The sequence below is a fragment of the Arthrobacter ruber genome, from assembly GCF_002954225.1.
Taxonomy (GTDB): Bacteria; Actinomycetota; Actinomycetes; order Actinomycetales; family Micrococcaceae; genus Arthrobacter_D; species Arthrobacter_D ruber.
Genome location: NZ_PPTH01000015.1, coordinates 206,329 through 223,910, shown reverse-complemented (window position 1 = coordinate 223,910; position 17,582 = coordinate 206,329). Strand labels below are relative to the sequence as shown.

The 17,582-nt window shown below is 71.0% G+C and carries 13 protein-coding genes; 7 read left to right on the top strand and 6 right to left on the bottom strand.

Translation table 11 applies throughout. From position 1 onward, the window contains the following. Positions 1-18 precede the first annotated feature (18 nt). From CI785_RS07550 to CI785_RS07535, 4 genes are all read right to left on the bottom strand, one after another. Positions 19-714 carry a hypothetical protein gene (locus tag CI785_RS07550; RefSeq protein ID WP_105031458.1) on the bottom strand — a complete coding sequence of 232 codons (696 nt, stop codon included), beginning with the start codon at positions 712-714 and terminating at the stop codon, positions 19-21. Beyond that, positions 711-2,234, bottom strand: coding sequence for a serine/threonine-protein kinase (locus CI785_RS07545; protein WP_105031457.1), 1,524 nt, complete (start codon positions 2,232-2,234; stop codon positions 711-713). The genes CI785_RS07550 and CI785_RS07545 overlap by 4 nt, the downstream gene beginning before the upstream one ends. 217 nt (positions 2,235-2,451) lie before the next feature. Further along, positions 2,452-3,864, bottom strand: coding sequence for an MFS transporter (locus tag CI785_RS07540; protein ID WP_105031456.1), 1,413 nt, complete (start codon positions 3,862-3,864; stop codon positions 2,452-2,454). A 164-nt stretch (positions 3,865-4,028) separates the two neighbouring features. Continuing rightward, positions 4,029-5,429, bottom strand: a complete 1,401-nt coding sequence (locus CI785_RS07535) for an NAD(P)H-quinone dehydrogenase (RefSeq protein ID WP_105031455.1) — start codon at positions 5,427-5,429, stop codon at positions 4,029-4,031. 190 nt (positions 5,430-5,619) lie between these two features. Between CI785_RS07535 and CI785_RS07530 the strand changes: the two genes are divergently transcribed. From CI785_RS07530 to CI785_RS07515, 4 genes are all read left to right on the top strand, one after another. Beyond that, a complete protein-coding gene (locus tag CI785_RS07530; protein WP_105031454.1) occupies positions 5,620-6,420 on the top strand; it encodes a purine-nucleoside phosphorylase in 801 nt (266 codons plus the stop codon). A 121-nt stretch (positions 6,421-6,541) separates the two neighbouring features. Continuing rightward, positions 6,542-8,281, top strand: coding sequence for a phospho-sugar mutase (locus tag CI785_RS07525; protein ID WP_105031453.1), 1,740 nt, complete (start codon positions 6,542-6,544; stop codon positions 8,279-8,281). 77 nt (positions 8,282-8,358) lie between these two features. Beyond that, complete coding sequence (gene deoC, locus CI785_RS07520) at positions 8,359-9,039, top strand: deoxyribose-phosphate aldolase (protein ID WP_105031452.1); 681 nt, start codon at positions 8,359-8,361, stop codon at positions 9,037-9,039. A 35-nt stretch (positions 9,040-9,074) separates the two neighbouring features. After that, positions 9,075-9,362 carry a hypothetical protein gene (locus CI785_RS07515; protein WP_105031451.1) on the top strand — a complete coding sequence of 96 codons (288 nt, stop codon included), beginning with the start codon at positions 9,075-9,077 and terminating at the stop codon, positions 9,360-9,362. A 118-nt stretch (positions 9,363-9,480) separates the two neighbouring features. Here the strand turns inward: CI785_RS07515 and mfd are convergent, their stop codons facing one another. Beyond that, entirely contained in the window at positions 9,481-13,080 is a 3,600-nt protein-coding gene (mfd, locus tag CI785_RS07510; protein ID WP_105031450.1) for a transcription-repair coupling factor, read from the bottom strand. 257 nt (positions 13,081-13,337) lie between these two features. Here mfd and CI785_RS07505 point away from each other — a divergent pair, with 257 nt between their 5' ends. The 3 genes from CI785_RS07505 to CI785_RS07495 are packed head-to-tail and all read left to right on the top strand — an operon-like array spanning position 13,338 to position 15,810. Further along, positions 13,338-13,835 carry a DUF2505 domain-containing protein gene (locus CI785_RS07505; protein ID WP_105031449.1) on the top strand — a complete coding sequence of 166 codons (498 nt, stop codon included), beginning with the start codon at positions 13,338-13,340 and terminating at the stop codon, positions 13,833-13,835. 49 nt (positions 13,836-13,884) lie between these two features. Further along, complete coding sequence (locus tag CI785_RS07500; protein WP_105031448.1) at positions 13,885-14,106, top strand: SCO4848 family membrane protein; 222 nt, start codon at positions 13,885-13,887, stop codon at positions 14,104-14,106. 30 nt (positions 14,107-14,136) lie between these two features. Beyond that, the gene (locus CI785_RS07495) at positions 14,137-15,810 is read left to right on the top strand and encodes a sensor histidine kinase (RefSeq protein WP_105031447.1); all 1,674 of its coding nucleotides are present in this window, start codon (positions 14,137-14,139) and stop codon (positions 15,808-15,810) included. A 230-nt stretch (positions 15,811-16,040) separates the two neighbouring features. Here the strand turns inward: CI785_RS07495 and CI785_RS07490 are convergent, their stop codons facing one another. Further along, positions 16,041-17,546 carry an NAD(P)-binding protein gene (locus CI785_RS07490; RefSeq protein WP_240615065.1) on the bottom strand — a complete coding sequence of 502 codons (1,506 nt, stop codon included), beginning with the start codon at positions 17,544-17,546 and terminating at the stop codon, positions 16,041-16,043. Positions 17,547-17,582 lie beyond the last annotated feature (36 nt).

Here is a 17,582-nt window from a genome sequence, read left to right as displayed (position 1 = left end):
CGTCGGGTCCGGCCGGGTCTACCCGTCGGGCTTGCCCTTCTTGCCTGACTCCTGGGCCTTCTCCGCCTTCTCGGCAGCCTTCTCCGCAGCCTCCCTGGCCTTCTCCTCGGCCTTGCGCTGCTGTTCGGCCGCCCGCTCGGCTGCCCTGTCCTGGTCGTCCTGCACGGCCTCCTCATCGGCATCCTCCGACCACGGATCCTCGCCGTCCTCGGCGTCCTCCTCGGGCGTGGGGGTGGGCGCGGGCTGCACCGGATCGGGGGCGGGTGCGGGCTGCACCGGAGCGGGAACAGGTGACACCGGAGTCGGTTCCGCCGGAGAGACCGTCTCTGCCGGTGCCTGCGATTCCGACGGCTCCTCGATCAGTTCCTCGAGCGTTTCCTCGGTCGGCGCAGTCCGCTGCTCCGTCGGCGCGTCACCGGCCGGCGCCCGATCCGCCTCCAGCGAGGTGATCACGGCGTCGAGCCGCATGCCGATCAGCACGGCCCGTTCCTCGGTGACCGCCCCGGCTGCCCGGGCATTCTCGACGTCGACCTTCAGGTCCTGCGCGAGGCGCATCGCTCCGGCGGGATCACCCGCCGCAGCGGTCGACGCGATGGTGCGCACCTCGGCCTGAAGGTCGCCGGCCGTCGCGGCGTCGATCGCCTCGCTGCCACACCCCGTCAGCAACAGCCCGGCAGCACCCAGGGCCGCCAGGCGGAATCCGCTGCGGTTCATCGCTGCACGCTTTCGTAGAGTTCCTGCAGTTTCTGGCCGGTCTCCCCCGGCACGGCGGGCAACGGTTCGACGTCGGGCGCAGTGTCCCCGCCGGACAGGACGGTGAAGGTCCAGAGGGCTGCTGCCAGGACCACCAGCGCGAGCACCGCGATCAACCATGGGAGAGCGCGACGACGGACGGCCGAGGAGCCTACCGCCGCCACGTCCTGCCGCAGGCTGCCGGAGCGATCGGCCGTTGCCTCGTCCCGATCGCCTCGTGGCACGAATCCGGCCGGCCGTGACGCGGAGAGCTGCCCTGATCCGGGCCCCTGGACCCGAGCCGACATGCCGCCGGCCACCAGGGGCGCTGCATCGGCGGGACCCGTCGCACCTCCGTCGGCCCGGCTCGCCTCGCCACCGGCGGTCGACGCGTAGCCGGCGGGTACCCCCGTGACACCGGGCCTCGTGGGAGGGCCGGTGGTCGGACGGGTCCGTGACGCAGGCGTCGCGGGGAGGGCAGTGGTAGGCGCCTCGGAGGCGGGCAGCGCCGTGGTGGCCGACAGGGCCGTGCCCTGCGGCTCGGGGGCGGACTGCGCCGTGGTGGCCGGCAGAGGGACGGCTCGGGTCTCGGACAGGGGTAGGGACATGTTCGCGGGACGTGCCATCGTCGCGGGCGCAACCGCCGGGGCGGACAGGGCGGTGGTGGCAGGGCCGTCGTCGTGCCGCTGGAGGTCCCCGGCCGTCAGTGCCCGGACGAGTCCGGCGGCATCCGGGCGGTCCGCGGGCTCGTCCTGGGTCATCGCGGCCAGGAGCGCGGCGAGCTCGGGGCCGGCCGCATGAGGGATGGACGGGCTCCGGTGCAGGCGCGCAAGCGCACTCTCGATCCCTGTACCGGGGAACGCCCGGCCCCCCGTGAGGGCCTCGATCAGCACGAGCCCGAACGAGTAGATGTCCGACGGCTGCCCCACGCCGTCGCCGCGGGTCTGTTCGGGGCTGAAGTAGGCCGCGCTCCCGATCACCTGGCCGGTGGCGGTCATGCGTGAACCGTCGTAGAACCGGGCGATGCCGAAGTCGGTGAGGAGATAGCGGAACACGCCGCTCTGCTGATCGGCCTGACGCGTGAGGATGTTCGACGGCTTGATGTCGCGGTGCACGATGCCCCGGCCGTGGATGTACTGGAGCGTGCGCGCGAGGTCCAGCGCCAGGAGCAGCACCTCGTCGCGGTCGAGCGGCCCCCGGATCCTCAGCATCTCCCGGAGGTCCGGGCCTTCGACGAGTTCCATGACCAGGTAGGCGCTGGCGTCGGAGTGCTCACCGGTGTCCATGTCCAGGATCCGGACGAGGCCCGGATGGTCGAGCCCTGCGAGCATGCGGGCCTCGGCGGAGCCGCGCTCGAGGCCGTCGGCCGTCCCGGGCCGGAAGAGCTTGATGGCCACGTCGCGCTCGAGCCTCGTGTCGCGGGCCGTGAAGACGTCCGCCATGCCGCCGGAGCCCACACGCTCCCCCAGTGCGTACCGCCCTGCCAGCGCCTGCTTCTCCATGCCACCTGCTTCTACTACCCCGTTGGGCCGGCTCCGGGCACACGAGTCCCGTGCGCAGTCCGGAATCTCCTAGCCGCCTTGCTCTCCAGTGTACGGGCGGGAGGGAAGCCGGCCGCGGCGTACGGACCGGACGGGACACGGCGGCAGGTGCAGCCGCTGGAGACGACGACGGCGCCGCACCCGGGTGGGTGCGGCGCCGTCGGACTGGACGTGCGGATCAGGCGACGTTGTCCTCGTACGCGCGGTCGCGGGTCTCCTTCGAGATGAAGAGCGCGATGAACGTGAGGACGGCCGCGACGCTGAGGTACAGACCGACCAGCACGGTACTGCCGCCGGCTGCCTGCCACAGGGCCACCGCGATGAAGGAGGCGGGTGCCGCACCGATCATGCTCGACACGTTGTAGGCCACGGCCGAGCCCGTGTAGCGGACGTTCGAGGGGAACAGCTCGGGCAGCACGGCGGCCATGGGGCCGAAGGTGAGTCCCATGAGGATGAATCCGATGATCAGCAGGGCCATCGCCCCGGCGGTCCCTGCACCGAACAGCGGCGCCCACAGCAGACCGAAGACGGCGATCCCCACGGTCGTGGCGAGGAGCATCTTGCGACGGCCGAACCGCTCGGCGAGGGGGCCCGAGACGATGGTGAAGATGCCGAAGAACACGACGCCGATGATCAGCATCCAGAGGAAGTCCGTCCGGGCCATGCCGAGGCCCGGCACGAACGCCGCCTCCTGCGCGGCAGTGAACTCCTTGCCGGCCGCCTCGGCCCTGGCCTGCGCCTGTGCCAGGCTCGACGGCGCCGTCCCGTAGGTCAGCGTGAAGGCCGTCATGAAGTAGAACAGCACGTAGGTGGCGAACATGATGAAGGTGCCGAGGATCAGCGCACGCCAGTGGAGGCGGAACGTGGTGCCGAGCGGCACCTTGACGACCTTGCCCTCCTGCTGGACCTTCTGGAAGGACGCGCTCTCGATCAGCTTCAGGCGGACGTAGAGGCCCACGATCACCATGACGGCGCTCAGCAGGAACGGCACACGCCAGCCCCACTCGAGGAACTCCTCGGGGCTGAGCGCGGTGCTCAGCAGGACGAACAGCAGGTTCGCGAGGATGAACCCGATCGGCGCGCCGAGCTGCGGGAACGTGCCGAAGATGGCGCGCTTGCCCTCGGGCGCGTTCTCGGTGGCGAGCAGGGCGGCACCGCTCCACTCACCGCCGAGCGCGAGGCCCTGGAGGAACCGCAGCACCACGAGCAGCAGCGGCGCAAGGAACACCCAGCCCGGATTCGTGGCGGCGGGCAGCAGTCCGATGAGGAACGTTGCGATACCCATGGTCAGCAGTGATGCCACGAGGGTGGCCTTGCGGCCGATCTTGTCACCGAAGTGCCCGAAGACGATCGACCCGAGCGGACGGGCCACGAAGGCGACGCCGAAGACGGCGAACGAGCTCAGGAGCTGGTTCGCGGAGGTCTGGTTCGGGAAGAACAGCGCCGGGAACACCAGCACGGCGGCGGTGGCGTAGATGTAGAAGTCGTAGAACTCGATCGTGGTCCCGATGAGGCTGGCGAAGATCACCTTCCCCCGCGAGTTCAGCGGTTTCGTGGTGCCGCTGGCACCAGCGGAGGTAGAGGAGGTCATGGCTGCGGCTTTCTCATAACGGAGCGCCGCCGCGAGGTGCACAGGACCTCACGGCACGGCGCCCGCGCGTCAGTTGATCCAGATATTCGATCACCGCCGTCCAACCCGTGGATAAACGTGTCCACATGCTGGACGCGGGGAACCGGCCCCGGATCAGGAGAGCGTCAGAGCCGGACGTGCAGGCGCCGCGCCGCCTCGGAGATGGATCCGGTCAGCGACGGGTACACGGTGAAGGTGTTGGCGACGTCGTCGACGTGCAGCTTCTTGGTCACCGCGAGCGCGAGGGGGAAGATCAGCTCGGAGGCGCGGGGCCCGACGACGACGCCGCCGATCACCGTGCCGGAGCCCTTGCGCGAGATCACCTTCACGAAGCCGTCCTTGACGTTCATCATCTTCGCCCGGGCGTTGGTGTGCAGGGAGAGTTTCACGACGTCGCCCTGGTACCGGCCCGACGCGATGTCCTCCTCCGTCACGCCCACCGTGGCGATCTCCGGGGAGGTGAAGATGTTGGAGGCCACCTGCTTGAGCTTGATGGGGCTGACGGAGTCGCCCATGAGGTGCGCGATGGCGATGCGGCCCTGCATCGCGGCCACCGAGGCGAGGGCGAACACGCCCGTGCAGTCCCCCGCGGCGTAGACGTTGGGCGCCGTGGTGCGCGAGACGCCGTCCACCTGGATGTGGCCGGACTCGTTGAGGGCCACGCCGGCTTCCTCGAGGCCGATCCCTGCGGTGTTGGGGACGGCGCCGACCGCGACGAGGCAGTGGCTGCCCTCGATCGTGCTGCCGTCACCGAGGGTCACGATCACGCCGGTGTCGGTGCGGTCCACGGCGTTGGCGCGCGACCGGGACAGCACGGTCATGCCGCGGTTCTTGAACACGCTCTCGAGCACCTCGGCGGCGTCGGCGTCCTCGCCGGGAAGCACGCGGTCGCGGCTGGAGATGAGCGTGACCTTCGAGCCGAGTCCGTTGTAGGCGCTCGCGAACTCGGCGCCGGTGACGCCGGAGCCGACGACGATCAGGTGCTCGGGGATCTCGCGGAGGTTGTAGAGCTGCGTCCAGTTGAAGATGCGTTCGCCGTCGGGCATGGCGCTGGGCAGTTCGCGCGGCGTCGATCCGACGGCGAGCAGGACGGCGTCGGCCTCCACGACGGTGGTCCCGCCGTCGGCCTCGACCTCGAGCCGGTGGTCGTCCAGCAGCTTCCCGGTGCCGATGAGGACCTGCACCCCGAGGCGCTCCAGGGTGGCGCGGATGTCCGAGGACTGCTCGAGTGCGAGCTTCAGCAGCCGCTGGTTGACCTTGTCGAGGTCGGCATAGACGGCGCTGTCGGCGGAGAAGTGCACGCCGAGTCCGCTCGCGTCCGTGAAGCGCGTCATGGTGTCCGCCGTGGCGATGAGGGTCTTGGACGGCACGACGTCTGTGAGGACCGCCGAGCCGCCGAGGCCCTTGCGCTCCACGATGGTGACCTTCGCGCCGAGCGAGGCCGCGACCATGGCCGCTTCGTACCCGCCGGGCCCGCCGCCCAGGATCGCCAGACGCAGTGAACTGAAGTCGAGTTGGTTCGTCACCGTCCGATTATCGCCCATGCCACCGACACGCCCCGCACGGCGACGTGCCGGGACGTGCGGCCGGGGCCACGGGGCCGGGTACCGGGAGGTCCGCGACGGCGGGCGACTGCCGGTCGCGCGGCCATCAGGGCCCCGTAGCGAGCCGCCGGCCCGGTGGTCCGGCCGTTTGCGCAGAGGGTAAGTTGGAGCGGTGACTTCAGATCCCTTTGACCTGGCCCGCGACGCTGCCGGCTCCATCGCCCGCGCGACCGGCATCGACCGGCACGACACCGCCCTCGTCCTCGGCTCCGGCTGGGGTGAGGCGGCCGACCTGATCGGCGAGACCACGCACACCCTCGACGCCGCGGACCTCCCCGGGTTCTCGGCCCCCGCCGTCGTCGGCCATACCGGGACCATCCGCTCCGTGCTCACGCCCAACGGCAAGCGTGCCCTCGTGCTCGGCGCGCGCACGCACTTCTACGAGGGCAAGGGTGTCCGGGCCGTGGTCCACGGCGTGCGTACTGCGGCAGCCGCCGGCGCGACGACGATGATCCTCACCAACGGCTGCGGTGGCCTCAAGGAGCACTGGCAGCCCGGCACTCCGGTGCTCATCAGCGACCACATCAACCTCACGGCGTCCTCCCCGCTCGAGGGCGCGACGTTCGTGGACCTGACGGACCTCTACTCCTCGCGCCTCCGTGACCTCGCCCGCACGGTGGACCCGACCCTCGAGGAGGGCGTCTACGCGCAGTTCACCGGCCCGCACTACGAGACCCCCGCGGAGGTGCAGTACGCCAAGCGGATCGGCGCCGACCTCGTGGGGATGTCCACCGCGCTCGAGTCCATCGCCGCCCGCCACGCCGGGATGGAGGTCTTCGGCATCTCGCTCGTCACGAACCTCGCCGCCGGGATCAGCCCGGTACCGCTCAGCCACGCCGAGGTCATCGAGGCCGGCCAGGCGGCAGGGCCGCGCATCTCGCGCCTGCTGGCCGACATCGTCGCCGCCATCTGATCGGGCACCCGCCCGCCGCTCACCCCGCCCCCGACCTCCCGGCACCTGCCGCGCGTCGGCGCCGTCGCAGTCCGGCCGCCGCCCGTGGGACAGACCCCGCAGACCCACGTAAGGGACCCGCATGACCACCTCGGAACTGGACACCCTGCTCGCCACCGCCGATGCCTGGGCATCGGCGGATCCTGACCCGCAGACGGCGGAGGAGCTCCGCACCCTGATCGGGCACGTGCGGTCCGGTGACGCGACGGCGGCGGTGTCCGAGCAGGAACTGCGCGACCGTTTCGCGGGACCGCTCGCGTTCGGCACGGCCGGGCTGCGCGCGGCCCTCGGGGCCGGCCCCAACCGCATGAACCGCGTGGTCGTCCGCCGTGCCGCAGCGGGCGTCGCCGCCCACGCGCTCGACCTCGCGGCCGGCGCCTACGCGCCGCGTGCGGTGGTCGGTTTCGACGCACGGCACAACTCGCGGATCTTCGCCGAGGAGACCGCCGCGATCTTCACGGCCGCCGGCATCGAGACGTTCCTGATGCCGCGCGAGCTCCCGACGCCGGTCCTCGCCTACGCCATCCGCGCCCTCGACTGCGAGGTCGGCGTCATGGTCACCGCGAGCCACAACCCGCCGCAGGACAACGGCTACAAGGTGTATCTCGGCGGGCGGGCCGTCGAGGAGGACGCACGCGGCGTCCAGATCGTGGCACCCCACGACGCCGGCATCGCCGCGCACATCGCCGCCATCGGCGACATCGACCTCGCGGCCGGCGGCTGGACGGTCCTGCCGGAGTCCATCGAGACCGACTACGTGGCCTCCGTCGCCACCCTCGCCGATCCGTCCTTCCGGGACCGCGACCTCAGGATCGTCCTCACCCCCCTGCACGGCGTGGGCGGGCACACGGCGCAGGCCGTCCTCGCGGCGGCAGGGTTCGACGACGTCGTCGTCGTCGAACGGCAGGCCGAGCCCGATCCCGACTTCCCCACCGTCGCCTTCCCCAACCCGGAGGAGCCCGGTGCGCTGGACCTCGCGCTGGAGACCGCCGAGGAGGTCGGCGCGGACCTCGTGATCGCCAACGACCCCGACGCCGACCGCGTGGCACTTGCGGCCCGCGAACCCTCCACGGGCACCTGGCGCATGCTGCGCGGCGACGAGACGGGCACGCTCCTCGGACTGCACCTGGTGTCCCGCCGCACCTCGGCGACGCGGGACGCGGGCCCCGAGGCGGCCCGTAGCGGCGTCTTCGCGAACTCGATCGTGTCCTCCCGCCTCCTGGGGCGGATCGCGGCCGGCGCCGGGATCGACCACGTCCAGACGCTGACCGGGTTCAAGTGGATCGCCCGCGTCCACGACCTCGCCTTCGGCTACGAGGAGGCCCTCGGGTACTGCGTGGCCCCGGGACTCGTGCGGGACAAGGACGGCATCTCCGCCGGCCTGCTGCTGGCCGAGCTCGCAGCCGCCACCAAGGCCTCGGGACGCACGCTCTTCGACCTGCTCGACGACGCCTTCCTGGTCCACGGCCTGCACGCCGCCGACCAGCTCTCGGTGCGCGTCGGCAGCCTCGGACTGCTCGGTGCCATGATGAACAGGCTGCGGGAGAACCCGCCGTCGTCGTTCGCCGACTCCCCCGTGGGCGTCGCCGAGGACCTCGCCGAGGGTTCGGCGCTCCTGCCGCCCACGGACGGGCTCCTGTACCTGACGCAGAACGAGACGCGGGTGATCATCCGCCCGAGCGGCACCGAGCCGAAGCTCAAGTGCTACCTCGAGGTGGTGGAGCCCGTCGGATCCGCCGCCGAGCTCGACGGCGCCAAGGAGTCGGCGCGGGCACGGCTCGACGCCGTGAAGCGCGACGTCGCGGAGGCGCTCGGCCTCTGACCCCGTCCCCGATGCCGCGGCGTGCCTGACAGGGAGTCAGGGCGCCCCGGCCCCGGGCGACATGGAAGGATGGGAGCATGCCTAACGACGTCTCCCTCGCCTCCTACATCGACCACACACTCCTGAAGCCCGACGCCAGCCGTGAGCAGATCCTCACCGTCTGCAGCGAGGCGGTCGAGTACTCCTTCAAGTCCGTCTGCGTCAATCCGCTCTGGGTCAGCACCGTCCGCACGGCCGTGAAGGACACCGGTGTCCTCACGTGCTCGGTGATCGGCTTCCCCCTCGGTGCCACGACCACCGAGTCGAAGGTCTTCGAGGCCCGCGGCGCGGTGGCCGACGGTGCCGACGAGATCGACATGGTCATCGACGTGGCCGCCGCCCGTGCCGGGGAGAAGGACGCGCTCGTCGCGGACATCCTCGCCGTGGCCGACGCCGTGCACGAGCAGGGTGCCATCCTGAAGGTCATCATCGAGACCGCGCTGCTCACGGACGAGCAGAAAGTGCTTGCGTGCCAAGCCGCCGTCGAGGCAGGGGCGGACTTCGTGAAGACCTCCACCGGCTTCAACGGTGGCGGCGCGACGGTCCAGGACGTTGCGCTCATGCGGAAGACGGTCGGCCCGGACCTCGGCGTGAAGGCCTCCGGCGGCGTCCGTTCGCTCGAGGATGCCCGCGCGATGATCGACGCCGGAGCAACGCGTATCGGGGCGAGCTCGGGAGTCGCTATCGTTAAGGGTGAACAGGGCGCCGCAGGCTACTGACGGCGCAGCAGACACCCGCACGCAAGGAGACCGACATGTCACACGAAGTCAACGCCGGAGGCCCGCCCGCCCACGCCGGCAAGGGCCACCTCGTCGGGAACATCCTGGTGTTCGCGATCATGTTCGGCCTGTTCCTGCTCGGGATGTACCTGATGACCTGGTTCACGGCCGACAACATCTGGCCGATGGCCGCGATCATCGTGCTCGCCTTCATCGCGTTCTTCGTCCCGCAGGGCATCCTCGGCCGCGCCGACACCGGCTACAACCTGGCCGAGGGCAAGCAGACGCAGGAGAAGGAGACGTCAGCGGGCGTCAGTTCCTGACCGTACCCGTCCGGACATCCGGAAGAGGCCGTCCCCGCGGGGACGGCCTCTTCTGTTTTCGCCCACGGGTGCTCCGCGCCGACACCGCCAGGAGCCGGCCGGTGCACCCGTGCAGGCGCTACGGCGTGAAGACCGCCTCCAGCACGTCCTTCGCCCAGCCCAGGATCTCGGCGTCCACGAGGTCCCGCCCGCCGATCCGCGCGGTCTTCGGCTTGGGCACGAGCACCGCGTTGAGCGCCGGCTTCACCGCGGCCCCCGGGTACATGCGCGTGAGCCGCATCTGCCTGGACTCCGGCAGCTCGGCCGGGGCGAACTTGATGAAGTTGCCCTGCAGCGCCACGTCGGTCAGGCCCAGCGCCCGGGCGCTCACCCGGAAGCGCGCGACGGCGATGAGGTTCTCCACCGCGGCCGGCGGCTCACCGTAGCGGTCCTCGAGCTCGGCGACGACGGCGTCGATCGCCTCGTCGGTGACGGCGGCGGCCAGCTTACGGTACGCCTCGAGGCGCAGCCGCTCCCCCGGCACGTAGTCGTGCGGCAGGTGGGCGTTGACCGGCAGCTCGATCTTCATCTCCGCCGCCTTCTCCTCGGCCTCGCCGCGGAAGGTGGCGACGGCCTCGCCGACGAGGCGGATGTAGAGGTCGAACCCGACGCCCTGGATGTGGCCGGACTGCTCGCCGCCGAGCAGGTTGCCCGCCCCGCGGATCTCGAGGTCCTTCATGGCCAGCTGCATGCCGGCGCCCAGTTCGTTGTGGGACGCCACGGCCTTCAGTCTCTCGAGGGCCACCTCGCCCAGCGGCTTCTCCGACGGGTACAGGAAGTAGGAGTACGCCCGCTCCCGCCCGCGACCCACGCGGCCGCGCAGCTGGTGCAGCTGCGACAGGCCGTAGGAGTCGGCGCGGTCCACGATCAGCGTGTTCGCGTTGGAGATGTCCAGACCGGTCTCGATGATCGTGGTGCAGACCAGGACGTCGAACCGCTTCTCCCAGAAGTCCACGATGATCTGCTCCAGGCGCGACTCCGTCATCTGGCCGTGCGCGACGGCGACGCGCGCCTCGGGCACCAGCTCCTTGAGGTGCGCGGCGGTCCGGTCGATGGACGAGACCCGGTTGTGCACGAAGAACACCTGGCCCTCGCGCATCAGCTCGCGGCGGATCGCGGCGGACGCCTGCTTGTCCGTGTACGGGCCCACGTACGTGAGCACGGGGTGGCGCTCCTCCGGCGGCGTGGCCAGCGTGGAGGTCTCACGGATTCCGGTCAGCGACATCTCCAGGGTGCGCGGGATGGGCGTGGCGCTCATCGCGAGGACGTCCACATTGGTGCGCATCTTCTTCAGCGCCTCCTTGTGCTCCACGCCGAAACGCTGCTCCTCGTCGACGATCACGAGCCCGAGGTCCTTGAACGCGATCTCCTTCGACAGCAGGCGGTGCGTGCCGATCACCACGTCGACGGCGCCGGAGGTGAGCCCCTCGGCCGTCTCCCGGGACTCCTTCGCGGTCTGGAACCGCGACAGCGCCCGGACCCTGACCGGGAAGCCCGAGAAGCGCTCGGAGAACGTCTCGAAGTGCTGCTGCACCAGCAGCGTGGTCGGCACGAGGACGGCCACCTGCTTGCCGTCCTGCACGGCCTTGAAGGCGGCCCGGACCGCGATCTCCGTCTTGCCGTACCCGACGTCGCCCGAGACGAGGCGGTCCATGGGCACCTCGCGCTCCATGTCGGCCTTGACCTCGTTGATGGTGGTCAGCTGGTCGGGCGTCTCGACGTACGGGAACGCCTCCTCGAGCTCGCGCTGCCAGGGCGTGTCCGGTCCGAAGGCGTGGCCGCGGGAGGCCATGCGCGCGGAGTAGAGGCGGATCAGCTCGCCGGCGATCTCCTTGACCGCCTTGCGGGCCTGGTTCTTGGTCTTGCTCCAGTCCGAGCCGCCCATCTTGCTGAGCGCCGGTGCGTCACCGCCCACGTAGCGGGTCACCTGGTCGAGCTGGTCGGTGGGCACGAACAGGCGGTCGCCGGGGGCGCCGCGCTTGGACGGCGCGTACTCCAGCACCAGGTACTCACGCGTGGTGCGGGTGGGCTTGGCGCCGGTGGAGCGCTGCATCAGCTCGACGAACTTCGCCACACCGTGCTGCTCGTGCACCACGAAGTCGCCCTCCTTCAGCTGCAGGGGGTCGACGGCGTTGCGGCGGCGGGAGGGCATCTTGCGCATGTCGCGGGTGCCCGCGGCACTCGTGCGGCCCAGCAGGTCGGCCTCGGTGAGCAGCCCGATCTTCAGACCGTCGAGCACGAACCCGCGGCCGGCGCACGCGGTCGTGATCTCGATGATGCCGGCCTGCGGCGCGCCCTCGAGCGAGTCGACGCGGCTGGCGGGGATGTCGTTGTCGTGGAAGAGCTCGGCGAGGCGCTGGGCCGGGCCGGGACCCTCGGTGGCGACGACCACGCGCCACTGGTCACGCACGCGTCCGCCGATGAAGTCCATCATCTCGGCGACGTCGCCCTGGTAGCCGCGCGGTTCCCGCGCGTGGAGGGTGAAGCTGTCCACGTCGGTCAGCTCCTCGTCGGCACCGAAGCTGGTGATGCCCCACCAGGCCACGGAGTTGGCCAGGGCCGTGGAGCGGGTGTCGGCGAGCGAGCGGAAGCTCGCCTCCTGGAGGTCCGTGCCCAGGCTCCCGCCGAGGTCCAGCGGCGCCGCGCCGCCCTCGGACGCCGTCGACCAGGCGGCCGCGAGGAACTCCTCGTTCGTGGCGGCGAGGTCGTGGGCGCGGGCGCGGACCTTCTCGGGTTCGATCACGACGGCGATCGACCCGGGCGGCAGCTCACCGGCGAACGGCACCATGGCGTCCACGAGCACGGGAGCGAGGGATTCCATGCCCTCGACGGTGATCCCGCCGGCGATCTTCTCCAGCATGGACGCCGCGGCCGGCAGCTCGGACTGCAGCCTCGCCGCCCGGGACATGACCGATGGCGTAATGAGGATCTCGCGGCACGGCGGAGCGTAGAGGGCCGCGGGCGGCTCCCCGGTGGTGAGCGAGCGCTGGTCGGCAACGGCGAACCAGCGCATCTGGTCCACCTCGTCACCGAAGAAGTCCACGCGGATCGGGTGGTCCTCGGTGGGCGGGAAGACGTCGATGATGCCGCCTCGCACCGCGAACTCGCCGCGGTGCGTCACCATGTCCACACGGGCGTACGCGGCGTCGGCGAGCGCCTTCACGACGTCGGAGAACGCCACCTCGTCGCCGACCTTCAGGGCCACCGGCTCGAGATCGCCGAGTCCGGCGACCAGGGGCTGCACGACGGCGCGGACGGGCGCCGTGATGACCTTGACCGGGTTCCCCTCCGGGTGGGCGAGCCGGCGGAGGACCGAGAGGCGGCGGCCTACGGTGTCGGAGCGCGGCGACAGTCGCTCGTGGGGCAGCGTCTCCCAACTGGGGAACTCCTCGATGGCGCTCTCGGGCAGGTAGCTGCGCAGGGCCGAGGCGAGATCCTCCGCCTCGCGTCCGGTGGCCGTGATGGCCAGCACCACGGGCACCGCACCGGCGCTGTCGGATGCGAGCCCGGATTCCGCGAGACCGTCCACCATCTCGGCGATCAGCGGTGCACGCAGGCCGGCGGGCGCGCCGATCTCCAGGTCCCCGCTGCGCTGCTCCACCGACCGCGACGCATTGGTCCTCACGCGTGCGTAGGACGCGTCCTCGGCCAGCGCCGCGCGCAATCCGTTAAGGCTCATCTGTTCGGGACTCCTCAGGCGTGGGTTCCTCCGTCCCCGACCCGTCGCCCGGCGGAAGCACGGCGGCAGCGAGGCGGAGACAGCACGAAAGCCCGGAAAGACGAATCGTTCCCGGGACGTCCCCACATTACCAAGGGGCCCTGACGCTTTCCCGACGGCCGGACGGGACGCGGGCCGGGAGGGGTCAGGCCGTAGGATTACCGGGAGACCCCCTGCTGCCGCTCCTGCGGCATACGCGCCGACTTCCCGGAGGAACCATGGCACTGAACGCGTCCACCACGCTCCCCTACGACACCCACACCGTGCTCGGCGTCTTCACCGACGAGGGCTTCGTGCGTCACATGAGCGAGTACGTCGGCGGCGCACTGGAGTCGCTCACGGTCGACGGCGACACCGCTGGCGCGTTCACGCTCACCGCCATCCGCACCATGCCCACGGATCGGCTCCCGGACATGGCCCGCAAGTTCGTCGGCGAGACCCTCTCGGTCACGCAGACCGAGCACTGGGAGGCGCCCGCTGCGGACGGCTCCCGCGCCGCCTCCCTGGAGATGACCGTCGCCGGCGTCCCCCTGAACGTCTCGGCCGTCCAGCGGCTGGTCGCTCAGGGCACCGACACCGTGATCGACCTCCAGGGCACGGTCACGTCCTCCATCCCGTTCCTGGGCGGCAAGATCGCAGGTGCCGCGGAGCCGATGATCGGCAAGGCGCTCAGCGTGCAGGCCGTCGAGGCGCGGAAGTGGCTCGAGAGCCACTGACGGCACGCCGTCCGCCTCATAGGAACACCGATCGGAAGACACCCCCGCAATGCAACTGCCCACGCCCCTCGCCCTCATCCTGATTCTCGCCGGCGTCTGGACGCTGATCGTCTGGCCGCCCTTCCTGCGCCGCATCCTGAAGGACCCGCGGGCGCGCGATGAGAAGGGCGCAGCCACGCGTTTCCTCACGGTGCACGTCATGCTGATCTCGACGTCGATGATCCTCGGCGCGGCGACCGCCGTCATCGGTGTGCGCGCCCTCCTCGCCTGAGGGGCTGAAGCCGGGCACTAGGATCTCACCATGGCGGACCGCGGAGGGGCACCGGAGGCCGGAAGCCTGGTGGAGACAGGTCGAGGCGCACGGCGGTCACAGCACCGTCGGCGCATCATCCTCAGCGAACTCGCCCTCACGGTCACGTTCACCCTCACCGTGCTGCACGGCCTGGTCGAGGCGGACGAGCTCATCTCGGTGCGCGTCTTCCTCGCCGGCTGGGCCGCCAACCTCCTGGTCCTGGCGCTGTGCTGCGTGCTCCCGTGGCAGCGCATCCCCACGCGGTGGGTCATCCTCGTGCCGCTGGTGGACTTCGCCGCGATCGGACTCTCCCGCGCGGCCGCGGGCGAGAGCATCCCGGGCATGGGCCTCCTGGCCGCGTTCCCCGTGGTCTGGATCGCCGCTTCCCGGCTGCGGACGGTCACTGCCGTCGCCGTCACCGCTGTGGCGTCGCTGGCGATCATCTGGATCCCGCTCGCGCTCGGCGACACGCCGGTGACGGTCGACGCCCTGGTCGACCCCATCCTGCTGCCCTTCATGCTCGCGGGGCTCGCATGGTTCGTCAACGCGCTCACCAAGGAGAGCCGTCAGCGGCAGGAGGCCCTGAGAGCCTCCCAGGCCGCGCTGCGTGAGAGCGTCGCCGCCGGCCGGGCCCGCGAGCGCCTGCTCGGCACGGTCCTCGACACCGTCAGCGTGGGGCTCCTGGCCGTCGACGCCGACGGCCATGACATCCTCATGAACGCCCGGCAGCGCGACGTCCACGCCGCGGCGGCTCCGTCCGGCAACGACGATCCGAGCGAGGCCGACCTGCTGGTCTTCGGTGAGGACAGGATCACCCCCGTCCCGCCGGAGGTACGGCCGGTCAGACGGGCGATCCTGGGTGAGGAGCTCGAGGACGAGCAGGTGTGGGTCGGCACCGGCCGATCCCAGCGCGCCCTCAGCATCTCCTCGTCCTCCATGCACGACGACGACGGCAGCTTCGCCGGAACGGTGGTGTCCTTCCACGACGTCACCGAGCTGGTCCTGGCGCTGCAGGCCAAGGACGACTTCCTGTCCAATGTCTCCCACGAGTTCCGGACCCCTCTCACGTCCATCCTGGGATACATCGAACTGACCCTGGAGATCGACGATCTGCCCGGGGTCGCGTCCTCCCACCTCGAGGTGGCACGACGCAACGCGGTGCGGCTCGAGCAGCTCGTCGAGGACCTGCTCGCCATCAACGCCGGTTCGTTCCAGGTCAACCCCGTTCCCACCGATGTGGGCAGGATCCTCGCCGAGGCGACGTCGTCGGGCTCCGTGCGGGCGGCGCGCGCCGGGCTGCGGCTCGTGAACCGTGCGCCGCGGTCCCTGCCCGCCGTGGTGGACCCGGTCCGCCTGGCGCAGGCCGTGGACAACCTGCTCACGAACGCCGTCAAGTACAACCGGCGAGGCGGGAGCGTCACGCTCGACGCCTGCCAGGGCGAGGACGGTCTGGTCGTCGAGATCGAGGACACGGGCATCGGGATCGAGGAGGAGGACCTCCACCGGATCTTCGACCGCTTCTTCCGCTCGCCGTCGGTCCGCACCTCGTCGGTGCCGGGTGTGGGGCTGGGACTGCTGATCACCAAGACCATCGTCAGCGAGCACCGCGGATCGATCAGCGTCACGAGTGAACGCGGCAAGGGGTCCTGCTTCACGATCCTGATCCCGCAGGAGGGCCGCTGACGGACCGAGCTGGAGAGTCCGCGACGGCGGGGCGCAGCATCGCCGTCCCCGACCATCCCGCCGCCACATCCTCCGCCACCGCGGCAACGGTCCGCGCCTGAGGGGAGGCCCCGGCACCCGGCCGGGGCCTTCATAGGTCCAAGGGTTCTGCAGCGTCACCGCCAGTGGGTCTCCGGCAACACTGACGGGGAGATCGCCGGCGTCGGTGGATGGTGACGATGGCGGTGAGGTCAGTGGTCGGAGTCGCCGGAGCGCCCGTGCACGGTACCGGTGGGAAGGCCGAGCGTGACGAGCTGCGGTGCGGGGCAGCACCCGCCATCGGCGTCGGTAGCGGCAGCAGTGCCGGTGGCTGCATCGGTTCCGCAGGCCGTCCCGGCTGTCCCGGAGGCGGGCGACGACGCGGTGGAGGTGTCGCAGGAACCGCCGAGGTCGGTGCTGCAGACACCTGTCTCGGGGAGCTCGAGCTGCAGGCGGGATGCTGCCTCCGTGTCGCCGGCGATCGCCGCGGTGACGGAACGGACCTGCTCGTATCCGGTGGCGAGCAGGAAGGTCGGCGCCCGCCCGTAGGACTTCATGCCGACGAGGTAGAAGTCCTTCTCCGGGTGTGCGAGGACGTCCGCGCCGTGCGCTGGAACGGTCCCGCAGGAGTGGAGTTCCGGGTCGATCAGGGGTCCGAGGGCCCGCGGCGCCTCGACGGCCGGGTCGAGCTCCAGCCTGAGTTCGCGCAGCATGTCGAGGTCCGGTCGGAACCCGGTGGCGGGGACGAGGACGTCGACCTCGACGGTCCGGGGACCGTCCGGCGTCGATGCCGTCACGGACAGGCGCGGCCCGGTGCTCTCGAGGGTGGTGATGGTGAAGTGTGTGACCAGCTCGACGACGCCGTCGTCGACCAGCGTGCGGAGCCGGCTGCCGAGGGCTCCGCGGGCAGGCAGGCCGTCGAGGTCCCCGCCGCCGTACAGGCGCTGAGCCGAGCCGCTGCCACGGACCGCCCACAGGATCCTGGTACCGGGTTCGTTCTTCGCGACCTGGCCGAGGTTGATCAGTGTGTTCGCGGCCGAGTGGCCGGCCCCGACCACCAGGACCGTCCTGCCGGCGAAACGTTCCCGTTCGGTGCCGACGACGTCGGGCAGCGCGGAGGTGATCAGGTCCGCGACGGTCTCCTCCCCGGTGGCCGGCAGTCCGGCCTGACCGAGGGGGTTGGGCCGGCCCCAGGTGCCGGAGGCGTCGATGACGGCACGCACGAGGTGATCGGCGGTGCCCTCGGGTGAGGTGACACGCACCAGGAACGGCGTGGAGTCGCGGCCCTTCGTGCGGGTCTTGTCCATGCCGAGCCGGGTGACCGCGGTGACGGTGCTCCTGAGATGCAGCGTCCCGGCGATGGCCGGGATCGCTGCGAGGGGCTCGAGGTAGGACTCGACCACCTCACGCCCGTACGGGAGGGCGGTCCGGCGGGGCTCGGTCCAGCCGGTGGGCTGGAGGAGCCGGCGGGCTGCAGGATCGATGTCGTACTGCCAGGGCGAGAACAGGCGGATGTGCGCCCACTGCCGGATCGCCGCCCCGACGCTCTCGCCCTGCTCGAACACGATCGGGGTCAGACCGCGTTCGAGGAGGTTCGCCGCCGCGGACAGGCCGATCGGGCCGGCCCCGATGACGGCGACCGGAAGATCGGTGAACCGATCAGTGGGGCCGGCTCCAGTGGAACCGGTGGTGGCATGGGGGGCGATGGTGTCGGTCATGTGTAGTCCCTCGGTGGCAGCGGTGGCGTAGATGTC